The sequence below is a fragment of the Acinetobacter sp. YH12070 genome (genome assembly GCF_013419625.1).
GTDB classification, from domain to species: domain Bacteria; phylum Pseudomonadota; class Gammaproteobacteria; order Pseudomonadales; family Moraxellaceae; genus Acinetobacter; species Acinetobacter amyesii.
The window spans coordinates 1-18,304 of record NZ_VOZT01000061.1 but is presented as its reverse complement, the minus strand read 5'-3'; the positions used below and the strand labels follow the sequence as shown (position 1 = coordinate 18,304).

The following is an 18,304-nucleotide window of genomic DNA, read 5'->3' as shown; positions in this document are numbered from 1 at the left end:
ACTTCATGTACAACCATCATTTTAAAGGCGAAGCTATAATCACGTTGTGTGCGTTTAACTCGTTGTTCTTGTGCATGTTCCATAAAATAAGTCTCTTAAGGTGTAAACTTATTTCAGGACGGGACAATTAGCCAAATCAAAAAGCCCAGATCAAATCTGGGCTTTTTTTATCTCGCTTTTTTTATTCGCTTTTTAAATTGATCTATTCGTTGATCAAATCGTTATTGAAAATAGTCAGCTGTTGGTTTTGCCAATTCTATTAAGCCCTGACGCAATGCTTCTGACCAGCCTTTACTGATCATGGTGAAATATGGGTCCTCTTCATAAATGCGCTTACCATTTGGTATTTCTAAACTGTCTTTTTTATAAACCAAAGCATCTAAAGGCATACCCACTGACACATTTGAGCGTATCGTTGAATCAAAAGAAATTAAGCTACAACGCATTGCTTCATCGAGCGGCATATCGTAACGCAAAGTTCGGTCGAGTATCGGCTTGCCATATTTGCTTTCGCCAATTTGAAAATATGGGGTATCTGGTGTCGCACAAATAAAGTTGCCTTGTGGATAGATGTTATATAACTGCATATCCGCACTGCCAATTTGACCGCCTACCAATAAACTACAGTAATAATTACTTTGTTCTAAAATATCTGAGGTGACATCTGAGATGACTTTTTTTAAGGTATGCCCGACCAATTCAGCCACTTCGAACATCGTATTTACACTATATAAATTCGGCTCTTGTTTGACCTCTAGCTGATTTTGTAAATGCCCAATGACCGCTTGTGTTGTGGCTAAATTTCCAGAGGTTTGGATGGTAATAAATCGCTCACCCACAATACCAAAGGAATAAAGTTTGCGAAAAACTGAAATATGGTCAACACCTGCATTTGTCCGTGTATCACTGATAAATACCATGCCATCTTTTAACCGTAATGCACAACAATAGGTCATTTTTATCCCTCAAATGATTAACAACTCAGCACTTGTACAATTGAGCTCATAGACTCAATACCACCTTTATCACGAACGCCTCGAACTGGAGCTACATCCCAGTAGTCCCGCCCAATCGCAACATAAATATGTGATTGTGGTGTAAATAGCTGATTACTGACATCAAAACAATACCATTTATTTTCGATATAGACTTCTACCCAAGCGTGACTGGCAAGGTGGCTACTATTCGGCACAAATAAATACCCAGAAATATAACGTGCAGGAATACCCAAATAGCGACACATTGCGATCATGACATGGCTATGATCCTGACATACCCCTTGCTTATGATGAAAAGCATCAATCGCTGAAGTATGTACCGATGTTTGATTCGATACATAGGGAATATGCGCCAATATCGCTTCAGCCAAACGAATCAGATTGGCACGATTGATACGAGGGACATAGCAATCGGCAAAACTTTTCATGTGAATATCGTACTGCGTACTCGGCGTTGGCTGTAAAAACAATTTCGGGTTTAAATCATCCGCATTTGAATCATTTGAACTCAAATTCATCTCTACGATGCCCTGCGCCATAATGGTCATTTGAAGATAAGGTTCGCTCTGCGTTGTGGTCAACCACACATTACCAAAAGTATCCAATTGCATATCACGTTGCCCCGGCACACTCACATCCCAATTTTGCACCTGTTGATGCGCATTAGTGGATGGGGTCATTTTGATATATTGAATGCTTCTGCTAACCACATCAGTGTAAACATAATGGGTCTGATGGTTGATCATGAGCCTCATACAGCCACCTCAAACATATTTTGGATATGATCACTGAAATGGTAGAAGTTTTGGCTATTCGGCTGCTGTTTAAGTGCCAACCATGCCTCTTGCACGCTTTCCCATCCAAACTGAACCAAAGCCATGACAATATGTTCAATCTTCGCTAGGGTGTGTTGAATGTCCTGCTGCATGCGTAACTGGCGATCAAGCTGCTCTATGGCTTGTCCTAAACTAAAAAATAAAAATACATCTTCAGATTCGGACTCTAAAACATCTTGGCAATCTGTTACCACGTCACAGATATAACCTGGGTTATCACTCGCATTACGAATTAAACGGCTGAGTTCTGCATAACTTTTTGCTGAAAGTACACCCCTTAAGTCCTGAATATTACTTTGCGCATATTGAAATTGGCTGGAAAATGACGCCGGCTGCTCCGCATTTAAAACTAACTCATTCATTGAGTCGGCATCAAATGCTGGCAAACAAAAAGCATGTGCATAGCTCAATGCCGTATCAACATCTTGAAAAGGGAAAATACTGCATAAATATTGAGTACGTGCTAAATAACGCCCCAACCAAAAAATATGTTCTGCATTACTGTTTAATAAAATCATGTTTTGCTCCTTCACTGGAGTGCTATGAGCGTAAATCGTCTACTACCCACGTATCTTTAATGCCGCCGCCTTGAGAAGAATTCACTACCAATGAACCTGCTTGCATCGCGACACGAGTTAAGCCACCCGGTACAATTTCAGTTCGATATGGTGAACTCAGTACAAATGGGCGTAAATCGATATGGCGTTCCGAAACACCCGCCTCACTTAGGGTTGGGCTGACAGATAAATTTAAAGTCGGCTGTGCAATATATAAATGTGGTGCTGCGGCCACTTTATCTTTAAAGCTATTTAATTCTTGTAAAGAAGCTTGTGGACCGATCAGCATGCCGTAACCACCTGAACCCTGCGCTTCTTTGACCACCAATTTTTCGATATTCGAGAGCACATAATCCAATTCGTTCTGCTCACGACATTGATAGGTCGGCACATTTTTCAGGATCGCTTGTTCGCCTAAATAGAAATGAATCATTTTATCCACATATGGATAAATCGATTTATCATCTGCTACGCCTGTTCCCGGTGCATTTGCAATGACCACATTATGTTGCATATACGCTGACATGAGCCCTGCTACGCCCAAAGTACTGTCAGGTTTGAAACATAATGGATCGAGAAAAGCATCATCCACACGACGATAAATTACATCAACCTGTTGTCGGCCTTTAATGGTTTTCACATAAACCTTATCGTTTTCTACATAAAGGTCACGCGATGTCACTAAGGGTACATCCATCTCCCTTGCCAAAAAAGCATGTTCATAATACGCACTGTTAAAACGCCCTGGGGTTAAAACCACGATAAACGGGTTATCGACGTAGGCATTTTCTGCAAGAATTTCACGTAAAAGCTGCGGATACTGCTCAATCCCCATGATGTTGCTTTGCTGGCAAAGTTCAGGCATCAGTTTTTGACTGATCTTACGGCTTTCTAGCATATACGACACACCAGACGGTGTTCTAAGATTATCCTCAAGGACGTAAAATTCGCCTGATTGATCTCGGATGATATCAATGCCACTGATTTGGCTATAAATTTTACCTTTTAGCCCATGCATATACATTTGTGGCAAATAGGCTTCATGGGTTAAGACTTGCAGTTCAGGAATAATTCCTGCTTTTAAAATATCTTGTTGATGATAGACATCATGTAAAAACAGATTGAGTGCTTTCACGCGCTGTGCGCAGCCTAGAGATAAATTATTCCATTCCTTTCGTGCAATCACACGCGGAATAAGATCATAAGGTATGGTGCGTTCAATGCCCTCATCTTCGCCATACACTGTAAAAGTAATGCCTTCATAGAGAAAATGTTGTTTTGCAACCTGATTTAGTTGCTTCAATTCATCAAGCGTATGCTGTGATAACCACTGCTCTATCCGTTGGCATGATTCTTTAGCTACCGTTTTGCTGTCGCGCATTTCATTAAAAAAATCCGAATTGAATTGATTAAACAGCGCATATCCTCGAGCAAGTGGTAAAATTTTTAATGTAGAGACAGAAGTATTAACCAACTTTGCCTCATAACCCTCAATTCCATTTGAAGTTGTATTACGATTTTCTTTCAGCATAGCAACTCCATGTTTTTGTCATGTTTTGTAAATCAGATATAGCAATATATATGCCATCAATACATATGCTGCTTCTCTTTGATTATTTATGCATCATTTTTGCAAAGTGGTACAGCATGTAACTGCTCAAGTTGTGTCAAATTGCGTTATTAAAATCATCTTAGTTTTTTTAGATGAAGACTTGCTTAACGCAGGAAGATTTCTTATTGTGTCCCACAGCATCATTTTATTCATTTAAGTCCAAGTTCAAGCACTAGATTATGTCTTCACAAGAAAAAGAAACGTCGAACAGCCTCTATCGTCAGTGGCAAATTCTTTCACGACTGTCCACAGGTAAGTGGATGGGTACGCGTGAATTACAAGAAATACTGAACCGTGAAGGCATTGATATCAGCCTACGCACCATTCAGCGTGACTTAAATCAAATTTCTCTACGTTTCCCAATTGAGAGCAGTAAAACAACGCCGCAAGGCTGGCGTTGGCGTTCTGATGCACCGATTCAAAGCTTGCCACATATGACCAGCTCGCAAGCGGTCACCTTTATGATGGTGGAGGAGCATCTAAAGCATTTGCTTCCACCGAGCTTAATTGAAGAAATGAATCCTTGGTTTGACCTCGCACGTCGAAGTCTGTCGTCGCAAAATAATGTCCGTCAGTGGATTAACCGCGTGCGTATCGTACCAGCAACTCAGCCATTAATTCCTCCTGTGGTTGAAAAAGCTGCACAGCAATCGATTTATGAAGGCTTACTACAAGACAAACAACTTGAATGTCTATATCAAGGTCGTGGACAACAAAGCGAAGAAAAGACCTATATTTTAAATCCACTGGCGTTGGTCCAAAAAGGTGCAATTATTTATTTGGTGTGCACACGTCATGACAAAACAGACATCCAAACCTTTGCTTTACATCGTTTTAAATCAGCTACAGTCTTAAATTCACGTGCATTACACCCTGTCGATTTTGATATTGATGCCTATATTGACTCTGGAGCGCTTGGCTTCCGTGTGGACTTCAATAAGCCGACTGAAATGATTCAGCTCAAATTAACCATGTCGGAATCAGAAGCAGTTTATTTTGAAGAAAGTCAGCTAAGTAAAGATCAAGTGATTCAAAAAACCGAAGATGGCTGGGTTGAAGTTAGTGCAACAGTACCATTTACCTCTCAGTTAACATGGTGGCTGCGTAGTTTTGGGAAAAAGATTCAGAAAATTGAACCTGAAGAAGTCGCTATAGTTGTACAACAACGCAATGATTAAACCGATCTAAGGTTTTCTACTATCTTAAATACTAACTAATGTTACGCACATAAAAGTAATTTCGCATTTTAAAAATGATTTTTAAGTCTATTCGACGGAGTCTTACATCTAGGGTTTAAATAAAGGAATTAGCCTTCGGCTGGAGGTACTTTTGTTTCGGCAAAAGTACCCAAAACCATTGTCATCCGCAAAACTCGTTCACTAACGTCTACTTATTCAAAGTATCGCAAAAACATTTTTAAATAAATGTAGTCCTGTCTCAAACACTTGCGGATGACCTTACCGCGTATCATTCTTTTATTTGAGGTGACAACTTCTAACGCATAATGAATATCTAGTACATTATTTATGCTTAGATTTTCCCTTAAAATATCAACACATAAAAAAGTCCCAACGCTGGGACTGGATAATTTCTTAGAATATTTTTGTAATTTTAGTCGTTTAGGTCAAAGGAACTACAGCATAAGTATCTGCTGAATACCTTATGCCGTAGCGCTAATTTCTCATGGCTATAATCAATTACTGACATAGGCAGGCTAGGTCGGCATTATTATAACGAATAGATTTCATAGTCATATTCAGCACCTCGTGTTTAGAAAGTAAAATCACTTTAACCTCCATTTTGTACACTGTGAAATAACAAGAACCGCGCTACTTTTCATAAATTTTCTTAAAGAACATTCCTGCTTTTCTTATCTGATTTGGATTTAAATGAAAAATTCATCCAACTTCAGTGCTGCTTTTTATAAATGCTACACTGAATCAACAAATTAAAGCTTGAGCATTGTGCATAAACTCGGCAAATTATGAGCAAATGAGCTGAATAAGATTTTTCAAAATATGGCCAGTCCAGCGCAAACTATTCGCCACAAGCTACTAAATACTTTTTTTTCTCGGCATTCCATTTGGTTTGCTTGTATTTTTATCTTCCTACTCATTTCGAGTTTTCATTTAGGTTATTCCCCTCGTTATATTCAATATTTTATTCCACAAACCTTATTGAATAGTATCTGGGTCATTACTGGGCTTTTGAGTTTATTGGGTTTGTATGACGTCATACAAAACAAACATTCGATCTTAAAAAATTACCCCATCATGGGGCACTTTCGTTTTCTATTTGAAGAATTTCGACCTGAAATTCGCCAATATTTTATTGAATCTGATCAAGATGCACTGCCCTTTTCTCGTATGCAACGTAGCTTGGTCTATCAACGTGCAAAAAACCAAAATGCAGATAAACCATTTGGTTCAATTGTTGATGTTTACCAAAATGATTACCGCTTTATCAATCACTCCTTGTCACCTTGCATTCCTGCCATTCCTGAAACATTCCGTATTAACATCGGTAATGAACAATGTAAGCAACCGTATAGCGCATCGATATTAAACATTTCTGCGATGAGCTTTGGTAGCTTAAGTGCCAATGCCATTCGTGCCTTAAACTTAGGCGCAAAAATGGGCAATTTCTACCATGACACCGGTGAAGGTAGTATCAGTCCGTATCACTTAGAAAATGGTGGCGACATTGTCTGGGAACTCGGTAGTGGTTACTTTGGCTGTCGTACGATTGATGGTCAATTCGACCCTGTACGTTTTGCTGAACAAGCCAAGCACCCTCAAGTCAAAATGATTGAGATCAAATTATCTCAAGGTGCAAAACCAGGCCATGGTGGCATTTTACCTAAAGACAAAATTTCCGAAGAGATTGCTCAAATCCGTGGTGTCAGCCGTGAACATGACTGTATCTCTCCATCTAGCCATCCTGCCTTTAGCACCCCTATTGAAATGATGCAATTTATTCAGCAATTGCGCGAGCTTTCCGAAGGTAAACCTGTAGGCTTTAAACTGTGTATCGGGCAACCATGGCAGTTTATGAGTATCGTAAAAGCTATGTTACATACGGGGATTACACCTGATTTTATCGTGGTAGATGGTTCTGAAGGTGGGACTGGCGCAGCACCGATAGAACTGATTGATAATATGGGGACACCCCTGCGTGAAGGCCTACTCTTTGTCAATAACACCCTAATTGGTGCAGGCTTACGTTCAAAAATTAAAGTCGGTGCCAGTGGAAAAATTATTAGTGCCTTTGATATTGCCAGTACCATGGCAATTGGTGCAGATTGGGTGAACTCAGCTCGTGGCTTTATGTTTGCAGTCGGCTGTATTCAAGCTCAAAGCTGTCATACCAACCAATGTCCTGTTGGCGTTGCAACGCAGGACAAAGACCGTCAAAAAGCTATCCATGTTCCGACCAAAGCAGAACGTGTTTTTAATTTCCACAAAAATACCTTGCATGGCTTATCTGAACTTATTGCCTCAGCAGGTTTACAACATCCATCAGATATCCGTGCGCACCATCTAGCGCAGCGCATTAATAACCGTGAAATTAAAAACTATGCACAGCTACATTTTTGGTTAAAAGATGGGGAGCTACTCAGCTGTGAAAATAAAGATGAGGAAAACTTCTATTTCCGTATGTGGAATATGGCCCATCTAGAAAAGTTCTAATCCTTACCGCATAAAAAAGAGGCGACTACGCCTCTTTTTTTTCGTCTAGATCAATAACACTGATTCATTTATAAACGTCCTGATTAGTAACTAATGTTACGCAGTAACACCAGAAGCGCAATTTGATTCAAATAAAAGAACGATACGCGGCAACGTCATCCGCAAGTGTTTGAGACAGGACGACATCTAATCAAAAAAGTTTTTGCGATAGTTTGAATAAGTAGATGCTAGTGAACGAGTTTTGTCAGTGAGGTGCATTGCACCGCAAGATGGTTTCCTTGCGAAGCTTTGCTTCTCATTTTGCCTAATGAGAAACAATGTTTCGTAAGAGTACCTCCAGCCGAAGGCTAATCCTTTTATTTAATCTCTAGATGTAAGACTCCGTCGAATAAAATTAAAAATCATTTTAAAAATGCGTAATTACTTTTACGTGCGTAACATCAGTTAGTAATAAGACTTACTGTTGGATTGAGCATGCAAGAATGCCGGGATCAAACCTGTTAATGCAGCACGAATATCGGCACGTTCATTAATCAGCTGATGTGAACCTTCTTCAAGCATGAGAAGCGTCTGTAAACGGAATTTACGACGTATAAACTCAATGTTATAACGCCAATCCACCGTTTGATCCTGTGCGCCTTGAGCTAACCACACTGGAATACGACACGCAGGTCGTTCTTCCATTTCCTGCATCCATTTTGACATGGCCAAAATCCAATCCATCCCCATCATTCGAGGTTGTAGAGGATCCTTTAAACGTACAAAACGTAAAAACTCAGGGTTGTGATTATTCCGTCTAAAATGACGTGGCACTTCACGTTTAATACGACGAATAATGCCTAATCCAACCGAGTTATGCCACCATGCCGTTTTTGCAGGACGAATCAGCGGAGATAATAATAAAACCCGTTCGACATAAGGGTTTTTGCGATGTTCAGCAAAATCTAACAGATGATGCAGCCAAATCGCACCACCCGTACTCTGCCCAATCCCTAACCACGGTGTCGGTAATTGAGCTGCATGTTTCACATAACGATATACCGCTTCCAAAACTTGTTGGTAATGGTCAAAGTTTTGAATACTGGCTGGCGAGCCATTGCTTAGACCATGCCCCGGTAAATCATAGGTCAAAACACTAAAACCTTGATCTAAGAGCTCACGAATAATCGGCTGATATATTCCACTATGCTCTAAATAACCATGTAATAAAAATACAGTGCCTTTAATGACATCTGTTTCAGCCTTTAGTTTCGGTTGAAACACTTGTACATGTAGTTTGAACAAAGGCATTTCTACATAGCCTTGCCAATGTTCGCAGTTCAAGGCATCTAAGCCGTAGAGTCGTCGATAAGATTGTATTTCGACACTAGGCTCAAACGGCCGATTTAAATTTAGCGGTTCTAATAATTGTGGGGTTAATTCTCGACTTGGAACAGGAAGATCTAATTGTTTAAGGATCGAAGGATTAAGAAATGGGATATCTGACATTATGGGACCTCCCGACAGTCACTTGAGCCAAACCAAACGTCACGTAAGGTAGCTAATAATTCATAATTGGCACGACGACTATGGTCATAATTTTTTTCACTTGGTCGCCATGTGGTTAATGTCGTTGGCATAGGTGCAACAACAGGAACGGTTTCGATACCATTTAATGCAAATAAACGCCGTGTTCGAGGCATATGATATTGGTCGGTGATTAAAATAACCGTCGGTGCGCCGCCTTTTTTCTGTAAAAGTAACGAACTAAAGCGTGAATTTTCGCAAGTATTCATACTGCGGTCTTCAAGCAATTTCGCATCAACATCATATTGCTTCAACCATGCTTGCATATACGGTGCTTCAACACCACTCAGTACAATCGGTAACTTATTGGCTCGTTCAACATCGAGTGTTTTTTCCAGTCGAAGTCGTGTGTAGTCATTCACTACGATATCTTTATCATTTTTATCTAAGGTTAAACCACCACCTAACACCACGATCGCATACGGCTCTGCGGTTGGCTGCTTCAGGGTTTTATCTTTCATTTTGGCAAGATCAAGATATGTTTCATCATCGATCGGTTCCGCTTCTGAAGCCGCTTGCTCAATTTCATGGGTTTTTAAGAACTCGGTATATTGAGTCATTAGTCCTTTATTTTCCGCACTATTGAGCTCAAGCAGCTCTTTCATTTTTTGAGCAGGATTTTCCGCCAATGCTTCAGAAGAAGCCGCCTCGGACGCAGAAGGATTCAGCAGAGGTACTTTCGGTATGTCCTTTTGACTATCATTCTTTTCTTTTTCATGTTCTTCTTCAATGAGCTGCTGTAACGCCTTATAACGTGCTTGTATAAGGGTTAAATCTTGAGGCTCATCAGACTGTATGGCTTGCTCCATGAGTTTTAAATACGCTTGGCGCGCTATCCATAAGTCAGAACCCGGCTCATAGTTATCATCATCACTCAAGGCGCCGAGTTTTTGACTTTGCGCTGCGAGCTGATTGACTTCTACAGGAACGAAATAATTTAAACTTTTAACGATCAATTTAGAATAAAACGGCGTATAGATAAAAATCATTAGACAGCCCAAAAGTACAAATAGCACTGCGGCAATTTGTACTAAGCGAACCATCCAATGTGTTTTATGCATAAATCTAAAACCTATGTGTTTTTATTGATCTGCGTGAGATCGAATCAAGCCATTTGTATCAAATAATACAGGCTCAGGATGTAGTTCAATATTAAATTTTTCAAAAACATCATGTTGTACAGCTTTGTAAGTTGTACGCACATCTTGCAGCGTGGCGTCCTGGTAATTGACCAAAACCAAAGCTTGCTTATGGAACATACCCACTGAACCCACAGATTTCCCTTTCCAACCTGCTTGGTCAATCAACCAGCCCGCTGCCAGTTTTACCGCATTATTTGGTTGTGGGTAATGGGGTAAATTTGGAAATTGCAGCGCAATTTGGTCAAAGGCTTGCTGGCTAATCACAGGATTTTTAAAGAAACTTCCGACATTTGGAAATTCTTTTGGATCTGGAAGTTTGGTTTGACGGATATGAATGACTTGTTGTTGTAGGTTTTCTGCACTTAAGTCTTCACCTACTGCCTGCTTTAAATCACCATAATTTAATTTTAAATCGGCATGTTTTAAAAGTTTAAACGTGACATGCGTAATAATAAAACGCTCTGGCTCATCTTTAAAAATACTATGACGATATGAAAAATGGCAATCGGCAGCGCTAATACTACTTTGCTGTTCTGTTACTCGGTCATAGACCTGCACAGATTCAATAAATTCACCCGCCTCAACACCATAAGCTCCAATATTTTGCACAGGTGAAGCACCGACTAAACCAGGTATCAGTGCCAAATTTTGTAAGCCATAAAACTGGTGTGCCGTCGTCCAAAGCACAAAGTCATGCCACACTTGCCCTGCGCCCACTTTTAAAGTTTGGGTTGCGGCATCGTCTTGTACATATTCAATACCTTGAATATCCATATGCATCACTAAAGCATGTATTTGCTCAGGCAACAGCATATTACTGCCTCCTGAAAGTACCAATACATTTAATTGCTCAGCTTTGGCAAAGTCGAGCGCTGCTTGAATATCTTCTACCGATTGAACGCGTACATAATGCGATGCAACAGCATCGAGGCTTAATGTATTAAATGGCTTAAGCTGAACCTGTGTTTGAATTTGCATTCTTAAACCTTAATTTTTTTGCTGTGCTTGTAACTGAGTTTTTAAATAATTGACCCAAGCCTGACTGCTAGATTCGCATTGATCTAATACATGTTCAAACCCTGCATCACCACCATAGTACGGATCTGGTACTTCTTGTTGTGGATATTGGTGATCATGTTGACTCATCAAAGACACTTGTGCACGTAGTTGACCGAATTGTTGCTGCGCCTTTTGCATGAGGTTTTGAATATTGTCTAAATTTTCGTAGTCCATGGCCAAAATCAAATCAAATTCAATAAAATCATGAACCGTTAACTGACGTGCGCGTAATGCAGATAAGTTATAGCCTCGTAATTTTGCATGCTGTTGGCTACGAAGATCAGGCGCTTTGCCCGGATGATAATTGCTCGTACCCGCAGAGTCGACGTGAATATTGAGTTGCGCTTCATCACAAAAATGTCTGAGAACCACTTCAGCCGTAGGTGAACGGCAAATATTTCCTAAACAAACACACAACACCTTATATGGCGTGCTGGATGACATAACAACCTCAAGACTACTTTTATTTCAAGCGTCTTATGTTAAGTTATTTATAGGATGAATCCTATATCAACACTCAAGAATAATGTTTATTTGGATATAAAAAATTAGGGATAAGCCAATGAGTCAATTTCAGTTTCAAACCGTCAGCAATATTATTTCAGGCTTAGGCTCTATTTCCCAACTGAGAGAGGTCCTAGGCGACTTTCAAGCCAAGCGTGTTATGCTTGTGACCGACCCCGGTATGTTGCAACAACAATTACATTTACCCATTTTGGATATTTTAGAAAGTATCCATCAAGATTATGTGATTTATTCCAGTATTCAAGCTGACCCTGCAGAACATATAGTTTTGGATGCAGTTCAATTTGCCAAGAATGAAAAAGTGGATTTGATTATTGGTTTTGGCGGTGGCAGTTCAATGGATGTGGCTAAAATTATTGCGATCTTGGCTCATCCTAAGCAAACACAACAGATCAGTGATTTATATGGTGTTGCTAATGCAAAACGACCACGCTTACCGCTCATTTTGATCCCGACAACGGCAGGGACCGGCTCTGAAGTCACACCAATCTCTATCGTCACTACAGGTGAAACCACCAAAACTGGTATCGTCTCCCCTGTACTGTATGCCGATGTCTGCATCCTCGATGCGAACTTTACATTAAATCTTCCCGCACATATTACCGCAGCGACAGGTATCGATGCCATGGTGCATGCCATTGAAGCCTATACATCAAAAATCAAAAAAAATCCGTATGCGGATATGCTCGCCAAACAAGCTTTGCGTTTATTAAATAAAAACTTAGCACTGGTTTTACAAGATGGACATAACCTCGAAGCGCGTCAGCACATGCTAGTCGGTTCAATGCTTGCAGGTCAGGCCTTTGCTAATGCTCCAGTTGCAGCGGTGCATGCACTCGCCTATCCACTCGGTGGACACTTTCATCTCTCGCATGGTCATACCAATGCACTGGTTCTCGCTGAAGTGTTAAAGTTTAATGCACCTCAGGCCAAGCAGCATTATGCAGAACTTATGAGTTGGCTAGACCCATACAGTACGGGCTGTACCGATGGTTTATGTGATTTATTTATTGATCATATGCAAAATCATTTAGATCAGAGCGGTTTGGTGCTAAAACTCAGCCAACTGAATGTGCCTGAAAATATGCTCGATCGTTTAGCAGAAGACGCATTATTACAAACACGACTATTACAAAATAATCCGCGAGAACTGCAGTTTGAAGATGCACGCCAGATTTACCAATCAATTTATGCCTAAAGTTCACTCATTTTTGAAATAAAGAAAATACCAACGATGAAACCTGAAACTAAACGCCGCCAAAACTATCGATTTTTATTTCCAATCCAAACGCGTTGGGCAGACAACGATATGTATGGCCACGTCAATAATGTCACCTATTACAGCTATTTTGATACCGCTGCAAATGCACTCTTGATTCAACATGCCGGTTTTGATTTGCAAAATACCCCGATCATCGGTTTAGTGGTCGATTCAGCCTGCAGTTTTTTACAAGAACTGTCCTATCCAGAAATCATTGAAGTTGGGGTTGCGATTGAAAAAATTGGTAATTCTTCACTGCGCTATGACTTGGCTATTTTTAAACAAGGACAAAATGAGGCTGCAGCCCAAGGACATTTCGTGCATGTGTTTGTTGACCGCCAAACACGAAAAAGCACCTCGATACCCGATGAAATGCGAGATGCTTTAACTCAGTTTTTACTTTAATTTTTATATCCAGCTTAAAACTTATTTGAGCTGGATATTTTGCAACTCACCATCAAAGCTTTTGAGTAAGTCTTTCACAACAGGCTCTGCATGTAATAACTCATTTGCACGTGCAAACGCTTTTTCTTTGCGGACATGCTGTAAAGCATACGGTGTGGTTTCTTCGACATCTTCAAAGCTGATATGGAAACGACATTTTGACCATTGTGCATGAATGGCTTGTTCCAATACATGCTGTAATTGAGTCACTAAAGCTTCGTATCGCTTTGGAATATGGAAAGTCGATTCACCGTCAATCGTACCGCGCATAATGCCATGCTGCGCCAACTCTTGTACCGCAGGTGAAAGTTGACTATTTCGGAACCAATACTCCCACTTTTCGACCGTCCACTCACCTTCAAGGGTTTGAGGCTGTAAAGTCAAAATATCTTGTGGCATCAAGGGAGAAGATGAACCCGTTTGAACAACATCCGAAGAAACGGAACTTTGCGTAACTTGTGGTGATGCTAGATCAAAACCATTGTCGCCTTGAGCACCCGAAACTGATTCATTCACCACATGTTGTGGTTCAATGGCATTTATCAAATGTGGCTGAGCTGTTTCAGGCTCTACACTTTTTGACTCTAAAGCTGTTGGTTCTAAAGGTGCAATATCTTCAAAATTTATAGCGCTCACATCAACTTCTTCAGTTTCAGTACTCGGCGTCGGATCTAAATCAAATAATGTATCTTCTGCCACGGCATCCATAACAAGCGTGTCATTTTGCTGTGTCGATACAGACTCAACCGGTGCAACCTCTTGCGTATCTAGAGTGCCATTTGCTGTAGATGCTGTAGAAGTTTGGCTAATCACATCCTCTTCAGGATCATCTAAAAAATCATCAGATGAAGGTTCGTCGGCTGCAGGTGCAGAAACATAGCCATCATCGTCATCATAATGTGAATCATCAAAATCATCGAAAGCTGGCGATGTGTCTACAGCGGGTACAGCTTCAGGCTGCTCAACAGTGGCAACCTGTGCAGCAGACTCAACAACGGTATTGGGTTGCTGCAAAGACTGTGTTTGAGTCGGCTGAACTGTTTCGGCCTGATTTTGAGCAAGCTGTGGCTGTGCGGCTGACTCTTGCTGTACGGCAGAGACCAACATTTCGTTTGGCTGTAATGGTCGGAATGCTAATAGACGCAGCACACACATCTCAAAACCTTGCTCTTGCGTGACTGCCAGCTGCAAGTCTGCCCGACCTTTGCATGCGACTTGATAATACAACTGCAAATCTTGAGCTGAAATCAACTGCGACAATTGCATAATTTTTTGATTGATCTCAGCGCTATATTTCAACGCTAAGTCTGGCAAGTATTGTAATAATGCCAGTTCATGTAACGTTGAAATCAACTGATCTAATACCAGCGACACATCCAACGCTTGTTGACGGAATTGCATGAGTAAAGCACTCACGCGTTCACGCTGATTTTGATGAATGGCTAAAATCAAATCATAAATGATCGTACGGTCAATTAGGCCCAACATGTCTTTAACATCTTGGTGCTGAATTGAACCCTGACCATAGGCAATCGCCTGATCAGTTAGTGACAATGCATCACGCAGTGAACCTTGAGCCGATTCAGCAATTTGCCAAATCGCATCTTGCTCCGCTTGAATTTGTTCTTTTTGTAAGATATCTGTCAAATGCGATGTGATTTCATCCACCGCTAAAGGACGCAAAGTAAATTGCAAGCAACGTGAAATGACAGTAATCGGTAATTTTTGTGGATCTGTGGTTGCAAATAAGAACTTCACATGCTCTGGCGGTTCTTCGAGAGTCTTTAATAACGCATTAAATGAATGCGTAGAGAGCATATGTACTTCATCGATTAGATAAACCTTGAAGCGACCTTGCGTTGGTGCATAAGGAACGTTGTCGAGAAGCTCTCGGGTATCTTCAACTTTAGTCCGTGATGCCGCATCGATTTCAATTAAATCAATAAAACGACCTTCATTTACTGCTTTACACGTTGGGCAGACTTCACACGGCGTTGAAGTTACACCCGTTTCACAGTTCAGACATTTTGCCAAAATACGGGCAATGGTGGTTTTACCCACGCCACGAGTACCTGTAAATAAATACGCATGATGTAACCGACCACGTTCTAAGGCACTAGTAAGTGCGCGTGACACATGGTTTTGCCCCACGAGTTCAATGAAATTTCGTGGACGGTATTTTCGTGCAAGTACTTGATACATGTATGCTCCTTTTTACAGGTGTAAGCATACTGTTTTTTTGTCTAATAGTGAAATAAATGGCAGAGTTTGGACAATAAAAATCCGATCTTGAGCTATCACAATGATCAGGCAAATTTAATATAAATTACGAATGCTTAAACTGCTTTATTTAAAAGGAAATCACTCTGCATTTGATAGCGTTTCGCCGTCTGGTCTTCACGAATTTCTAGCAATTGCTGATCCAAATCTACATACAAAAGATTGCGCGTTTGCACTTTCATGAGTTCTAGCTGCTGCTTTGATTCATCTTTAAAACGAATTACACCTTTTAGCACTTCTACTTCGTTATGACCACTTAGACTTTCACGAGTAAGTGTATAGGTTTGGTCTTCATGTAGCTCAAGAGCCACAGCCATACCGGGACAATCTTCACAACGAGAAAGACAGCCCATACAAGGTGTTGTGCCTTTAAAATTACCGACCCATGCTGCATGCTGTTTTTCAGCAGTAATTGCTTCTATCTCCTTTAATTTCGTTTGAGTTGAATCCTGACAACCCAACATCGCCGATGTTGCTACTAAGGGAATCAAAACAACTTTTTTCATAGGAATATCACAGCAATCTAAAACTGCGAGGGAAAATAGCATATTTTTCACATTTCCCCAATTTCTGTTCTATTCCAAAGTATCTTAAAGCCAGCCCTTACGTCCTTTAAGTGCTTTGTCTGCACAGCGTAGCGTTTCTTGAGTTAAGCCCCATAAGCGATAATCGCCAGTGATTGAACCCGTCGCAAAGTTATGTGTATAAGCAAAACTTAAATCACGCTGCGGATCACACCAGGCCCCAGAACCATTAAAACCTATATGTCCAAAACCTTCACTAGATTTACCTAAAGTTAAAATTCGATGATATCCCAAACGCCAATTCATTGGTAAAGGCATAATACGATCACGTTTTTTATATTGAATTTTACTTAAAGATTCAAAAACTTGTGGTGTGATTAAGGTCTGTCCTTGCCACTGGCCATGATTGGCTAGCATGGCATAGATTTTCGCTAAACTATTGGCACTAAATACGCCTGTTGCCGCAGGAATAATGGCTTGTAAACCCTCATCACTAAAAAATGAAAACTTGCGCATTCCTTTTGGAATCATACCATCTTGAAAGTCTTGCAAATTTTGTCCCGAAAGTTGTAGGAGCTGATCAAAGATTGATGGTTTTCGTGTATCCGTCTTTTTTTTCGTTGTCTGTACTTGAGTATTTTCTTGAACAGAAGCATCTATAGTGCGTTCTTCTTTTTTCTTTTTCGGAATCAAGCGTGCAACCTTACCAAGTTGATGCTCTGGTACGCCAAAAAAAGCATGATCCAATGCTAAAGGCTCAACCAAATAGTGTTGCATCAGTTCAGTAAGCGGTCGACCTGTGGCCTTTTCAAGTAAACCACCTACTTGCCAGCCGAAGGTTAACGGTTGATATGCCGCATCAGTTGTCGGCCCAAAACGTGGTTTAGCTTGTTCAATGACGTTGAGCATATGCGGCCAATCTGCCATTTCGGATGCTGTTTCAATGATATTACGGATATCGTATAAACCACTTTGATGACTCAGTATGTGCCTTAATGTGATATCCGACTTACCATTTTGAGCAAACTCCGGCCAATATGTTGCAACGGGAGTATCGTAATCAAGAAAGCCTTCGCTCACTAAAATATGTGCTAGCGTTGCAAGTACGCCTTTACCCGTGGAATAACAGACCGAGGGGGTATTGGACTTCCAAGCTTCTTCGGCTGATTTTTTACCGGTCCAAATATCCACAACTTTTTGACCTTTAAAATACACCACTAAGGCAGCTCCGCCTAAGTGGGTTCGAGCATCCTGCATCCGGCTAAATTGCACCGCCAAATCCTGAAACGCCTCGTCGACTGTACCTTGATAATTATTCTTTTGTGCAAATAGATATTCTTTGAGCGCCTGCATCATCATTCCTTTGAATATGAATCGCTTGAGTGTCTTGTCCTGAAATAGATTGACAGTATTCCACTTCAAACCGAGTTAAGCAATTAGCTCGGTTTTAGTTTGCTCATACGTCTGATTCGGGGTGTTCATATTTAAACTTAAATGTGGTCTATAACAATTATAAATCATAATAGATTCCGCAATTAAGTGATCTAACTCCTTCATGGTTTGACATCGTGTAATTAAAAACTCCTGCTTTAATATTCCATTAATCCGCTCTGCTAATGCATTCTGGTAACAGTCTCCTCCATCTGTCATAGAAGGACATACCCCATAATGGCGTAATGCCGATTGTGAACCGTACCGGGTTTGTCGGAGACCACTTTTCTTGAGAGAATGTCCCGATGAAAAAAGTAAAATACACCCCTGAAATCAGAGATAGAGCGGTTCAATTATTGATTGAATCTGAAAAAGATTAT

General features: G+C 40.6%; 15 protein-coding genes and 1 pseudogene. 4 read left to right on the top strand and 12 right to left on the bottom strand.

Features of this window, described 5'->3' with window-relative positions:
• Positions 1-221 precede the first annotated feature (221 nt).
• Genes FTU17_RS14610 through FTU17_RS14595 form a run of 4 tightly spaced genes read right to left on the bottom strand, consistent with a single transcriptional unit; the run spans position 222 to position 3,922 of the window.
• Positions 222-956 (bottom strand): proteasome-type protease, encoded by a 735-nt coding sequence (locus FTU17_RS14610; RefSeq protein WP_168377741.1) that lies wholly within the window; start codon positions 954-956, stop codon positions 222-224.
• A gap of 17 nt (positions 957-973) precedes the next feature.
• Complete coding sequence (locus tag FTU17_RS14605; RefSeq protein WP_180135854.1) at positions 974-1,753, bottom strand: transglutaminase family protein; 780 nt, start codon at positions 1,751-1,753, stop codon at positions 974-976.
• Positions 1,750-2,352 carry an alpha-E domain-containing protein gene (locus FTU17_RS14600; RefSeq protein WP_180055886.1) on the bottom strand — a complete coding sequence of 201 codons (603 nt, stop codon included), beginning with the start codon at positions 2,350-2,352 and terminating at the stop codon, positions 1,750-1,752. Before FTU17_RS14600 ends, FTU17_RS14605 begins: the two co-directional genes overlap by 4 nt.
• A 22-nt stretch (positions 2,353-2,374) precedes the next feature.
• On the bottom strand, positions 2,375-3,922 hold the full coding sequence (locus FTU17_RS14595) for a circularly permuted type 2 ATP-grasp protein (RefSeq protein ID WP_180135852.1): 1,548 nt from the start codon (positions 3,920-3,922) through the stop codon (positions 2,375-2,377).
• Positions 3,923-4,182: 260 nt separating this feature from the next.
• On the opposite strand from FTU17_RS14595, the gene FTU17_RS14590 reads away from it, so the two are divergent.
• Complete coding sequence (locus FTU17_RS14590; RefSeq protein WP_180051117.1) at positions 4,183-5,181, top strand: YafY family protein; 999 nt, start codon at positions 4,183-4,185, stop codon at positions 5,179-5,181.
• A gap of 840 nt (positions 5,182-6,021) precedes the next feature.
• Positions 6,022-7,692 (top strand): FMN-binding glutamate synthase family protein, encoded by a 1,671-nt coding sequence (locus tag FTU17_RS14585; protein ID WP_078188593.1) that lies wholly within the window; start codon positions 6,022-6,024, stop codon positions 7,690-7,692.
• Between the two features lie 444 nt (positions 7,693-8,136).
• Here FTU17_RS14585 and FTU17_RS14580 read toward each other — a convergent pair whose 3' ends face one another.
• Genes FTU17_RS14580 through FTU17_RS14565 form a run of 4 tightly spaced genes read right to left on the bottom strand, consistent with a single transcriptional unit; the run spans position 8,137 to position 11,903 of the window.
• Entirely contained in the window at positions 8,137-9,180 is a 1,044-nt protein-coding gene (locus FTU17_RS14580) for an alpha/beta hydrolase (protein WP_168377747.1), read from the bottom strand.
• On the bottom strand, positions 9,180-10,319 hold the full coding sequence (locus tag FTU17_RS14575; protein WP_180135850.1) for a YdcF family protein: 1,140 nt from the start codon (positions 10,317-10,319) through the stop codon (positions 9,180-9,182). Before FTU17_RS14575 ends, FTU17_RS14580 begins: the two co-directional genes overlap by 1 nt.
• A gap of 21 nt (positions 10,320-10,340) precedes the next feature.
• Positions 10,341-11,378 carry a UDP-N-acetylmuramate dehydrogenase gene (gene murB / locus FTU17_RS14570; RefSeq protein ID WP_180088148.1) on the bottom strand — a complete coding sequence of 346 codons (1,038 nt, stop codon included), beginning with the start codon at positions 11,376-11,378 and terminating at the stop codon, positions 10,341-10,343.
• Positions 11,379-11,387: 9 nt separating this feature from the next.
• A complete protein-coding gene (locus FTU17_RS14565) occupies positions 11,388-11,903 on the bottom strand; it encodes a low molecular weight protein-tyrosine-phosphatase (protein WP_111884272.1) in 516 nt (171 codons plus the stop codon).
• A 118-nt stretch (positions 11,904-12,021) separates the two neighbouring features.
• Between FTU17_RS14565 and FTU17_RS14560 the strand changes: the two genes are divergently transcribed.
• On the top strand, positions 12,022-13,182 hold the full coding sequence (locus FTU17_RS14560; RefSeq protein ID WP_180022007.1) for an iron-containing alcohol dehydrogenase: 1,161 nt from the start codon (positions 12,022-12,024) through the stop codon (positions 13,180-13,182).
• Positions 13,183-13,218: 36 nt separating this feature from the next.
• Positions 13,219-13,650, top strand: coding sequence for a thioesterase family protein (locus FTU17_RS14555; RefSeq protein WP_180041166.1), 432 nt, complete (start codon positions 13,219-13,221; stop codon positions 13,648-13,650).
• Positions 13,651-13,671: 21 nt separating this feature from the next.
• Here the strand turns inward: FTU17_RS14555 and dnaX are convergent, their stop codons facing one another.
• The 4 genes and pseudogenes from dnaX to FTU17_RS14535 all read right to left on the bottom strand — a co-directional run.
• Positions 13,672-15,891 (bottom strand): DNA polymerase III subunit gamma/tau, encoded by a 2,220-nt coding sequence (gene dnaX, locus FTU17_RS14550; RefSeq protein ID WP_180135848.1) that lies wholly within the window; start codon positions 15,889-15,891, stop codon positions 13,672-13,674.
• 134 nt (positions 15,892-16,025) lie between these two features.
• Positions 16,026-16,475, bottom strand: a complete 450-nt coding sequence (locus FTU17_RS14545; RefSeq protein WP_180135846.1) for a copper resistance protein NlpE N-terminal domain-containing protein — start codon at positions 16,473-16,475, stop codon at positions 16,026-16,028.
• 84 nt (positions 16,476-16,559) lie between these two features.
• Positions 16,560-17,846 carry a serine hydrolase gene (locus FTU17_RS14540; protein WP_180111227.1) on the bottom strand — a complete coding sequence of 429 codons (1,287 nt, stop codon included), beginning with the start codon at positions 17,844-17,846 and terminating at the stop codon, positions 16,560-16,562.
• 75 nt (positions 17,847-17,921) lie between these two features.
• Positions 17,922-18,152, bottom strand: a pseudogene (locus FTU17_RS14535) (integrase core domain-containing protein); the annotation flags it as partial.
• Positions 18,153-18,304 lie beyond the last annotated feature (152 nt).

Bases quoted from the DNA above. Each gene is read 5' to 3' on its own strand.
- FTU17_RS14610 (WP_168377741.1), bottom strand. From the start codon at position 956: ATGACCTATTGTTGTGCATTACGGTTAAAAGATGGCATGGTATTTATC.
- FTU17_RS14605 (WP_180135854.1), bottom strand. From the start codon at position 1,753: ATGAGGCTCATGATCAACCATCAGACCCATTATGTTTACACTGATGTG.
- FTU17_RS14600 (WP_180055886.1), bottom strand. From the start codon at position 2,352: ATGATTTTATTAAACAGTAATGCAGAACATATTTTTTGGTTGGGGCGT.
- FTU17_RS14595 (WP_180135852.1), bottom strand. From the start codon at position 3,922: ATGCTGAAAGAAAATCGTAATACAACTTCAAATGGAATTGAGGGTTAT.
- FTU17_RS14590 (WP_180051117.1), top strand. From the start codon at position 4,183: ATGTCTTCACAAGAAAAAGAAACGTCGAACAGCCTCTATCGTCAGTGG.
- FTU17_RS14585 (WP_078188593.1), top strand. From the start codon at position 6,022: ATGGCCAGTCCAGCGCAAACTATTCGCCACAAGCTACTAAATACTTTT.
- FTU17_RS14580 (WP_168377747.1), bottom strand. From the start codon at position 9,180: ATGTCAGATATCCCATTTCTTAATCCTTCGATCCTTAAACAATTAGAT.
- FTU17_RS14575 (WP_180135850.1), bottom strand. From the start codon at position 10,319: ATGCATAAAACACATTGGATGGTTCGCTTAGTACAAATTGCCGCAGTG.
- murB (WP_180088148.1), bottom strand. From the start codon at position 11,378: ATGCAAATTCAAACACAGGTTCAGCTTAAGCCATTTAATACATTAAGC.
- FTU17_RS14565 (WP_111884272.1), bottom strand. From the start codon at position 11,903: ATGTCATCCAGCACGCCATATAAGGTGTTGTGTGTTTGTTTAGGAAAT.
- FTU17_RS14560 (WP_180022007.1), top strand. From the start codon at position 12,022: ATGAGTCAATTTCAGTTTCAAACCGTCAGCAATATTATTTCAGGCTTA.
- FTU17_RS14555 (WP_180041166.1), top strand. From the start codon at position 13,219: ATGAAACCTGAAACTAAACGCCGCCAAAACTATCGATTTTTATTTCCA.
- dnaX (WP_180135848.1), bottom strand. From the start codon at position 15,891: ATGTATCAAGTACTTGCACGAAAATACCGTCCACGAAATTTCATTGAA.
- FTU17_RS14545 (WP_180135846.1), bottom strand. From the start codon at position 16,475: ATGAAAAAAGTTGTTTTGATTCCCTTAGTAGCAACATCGGCGATGTTG.
- FTU17_RS14540 (WP_180111227.1), bottom strand. From the start codon at position 17,846: ATGCAGGCGCTCAAAGAATATCTATTTGCACAAAAGAATAATTATCAA.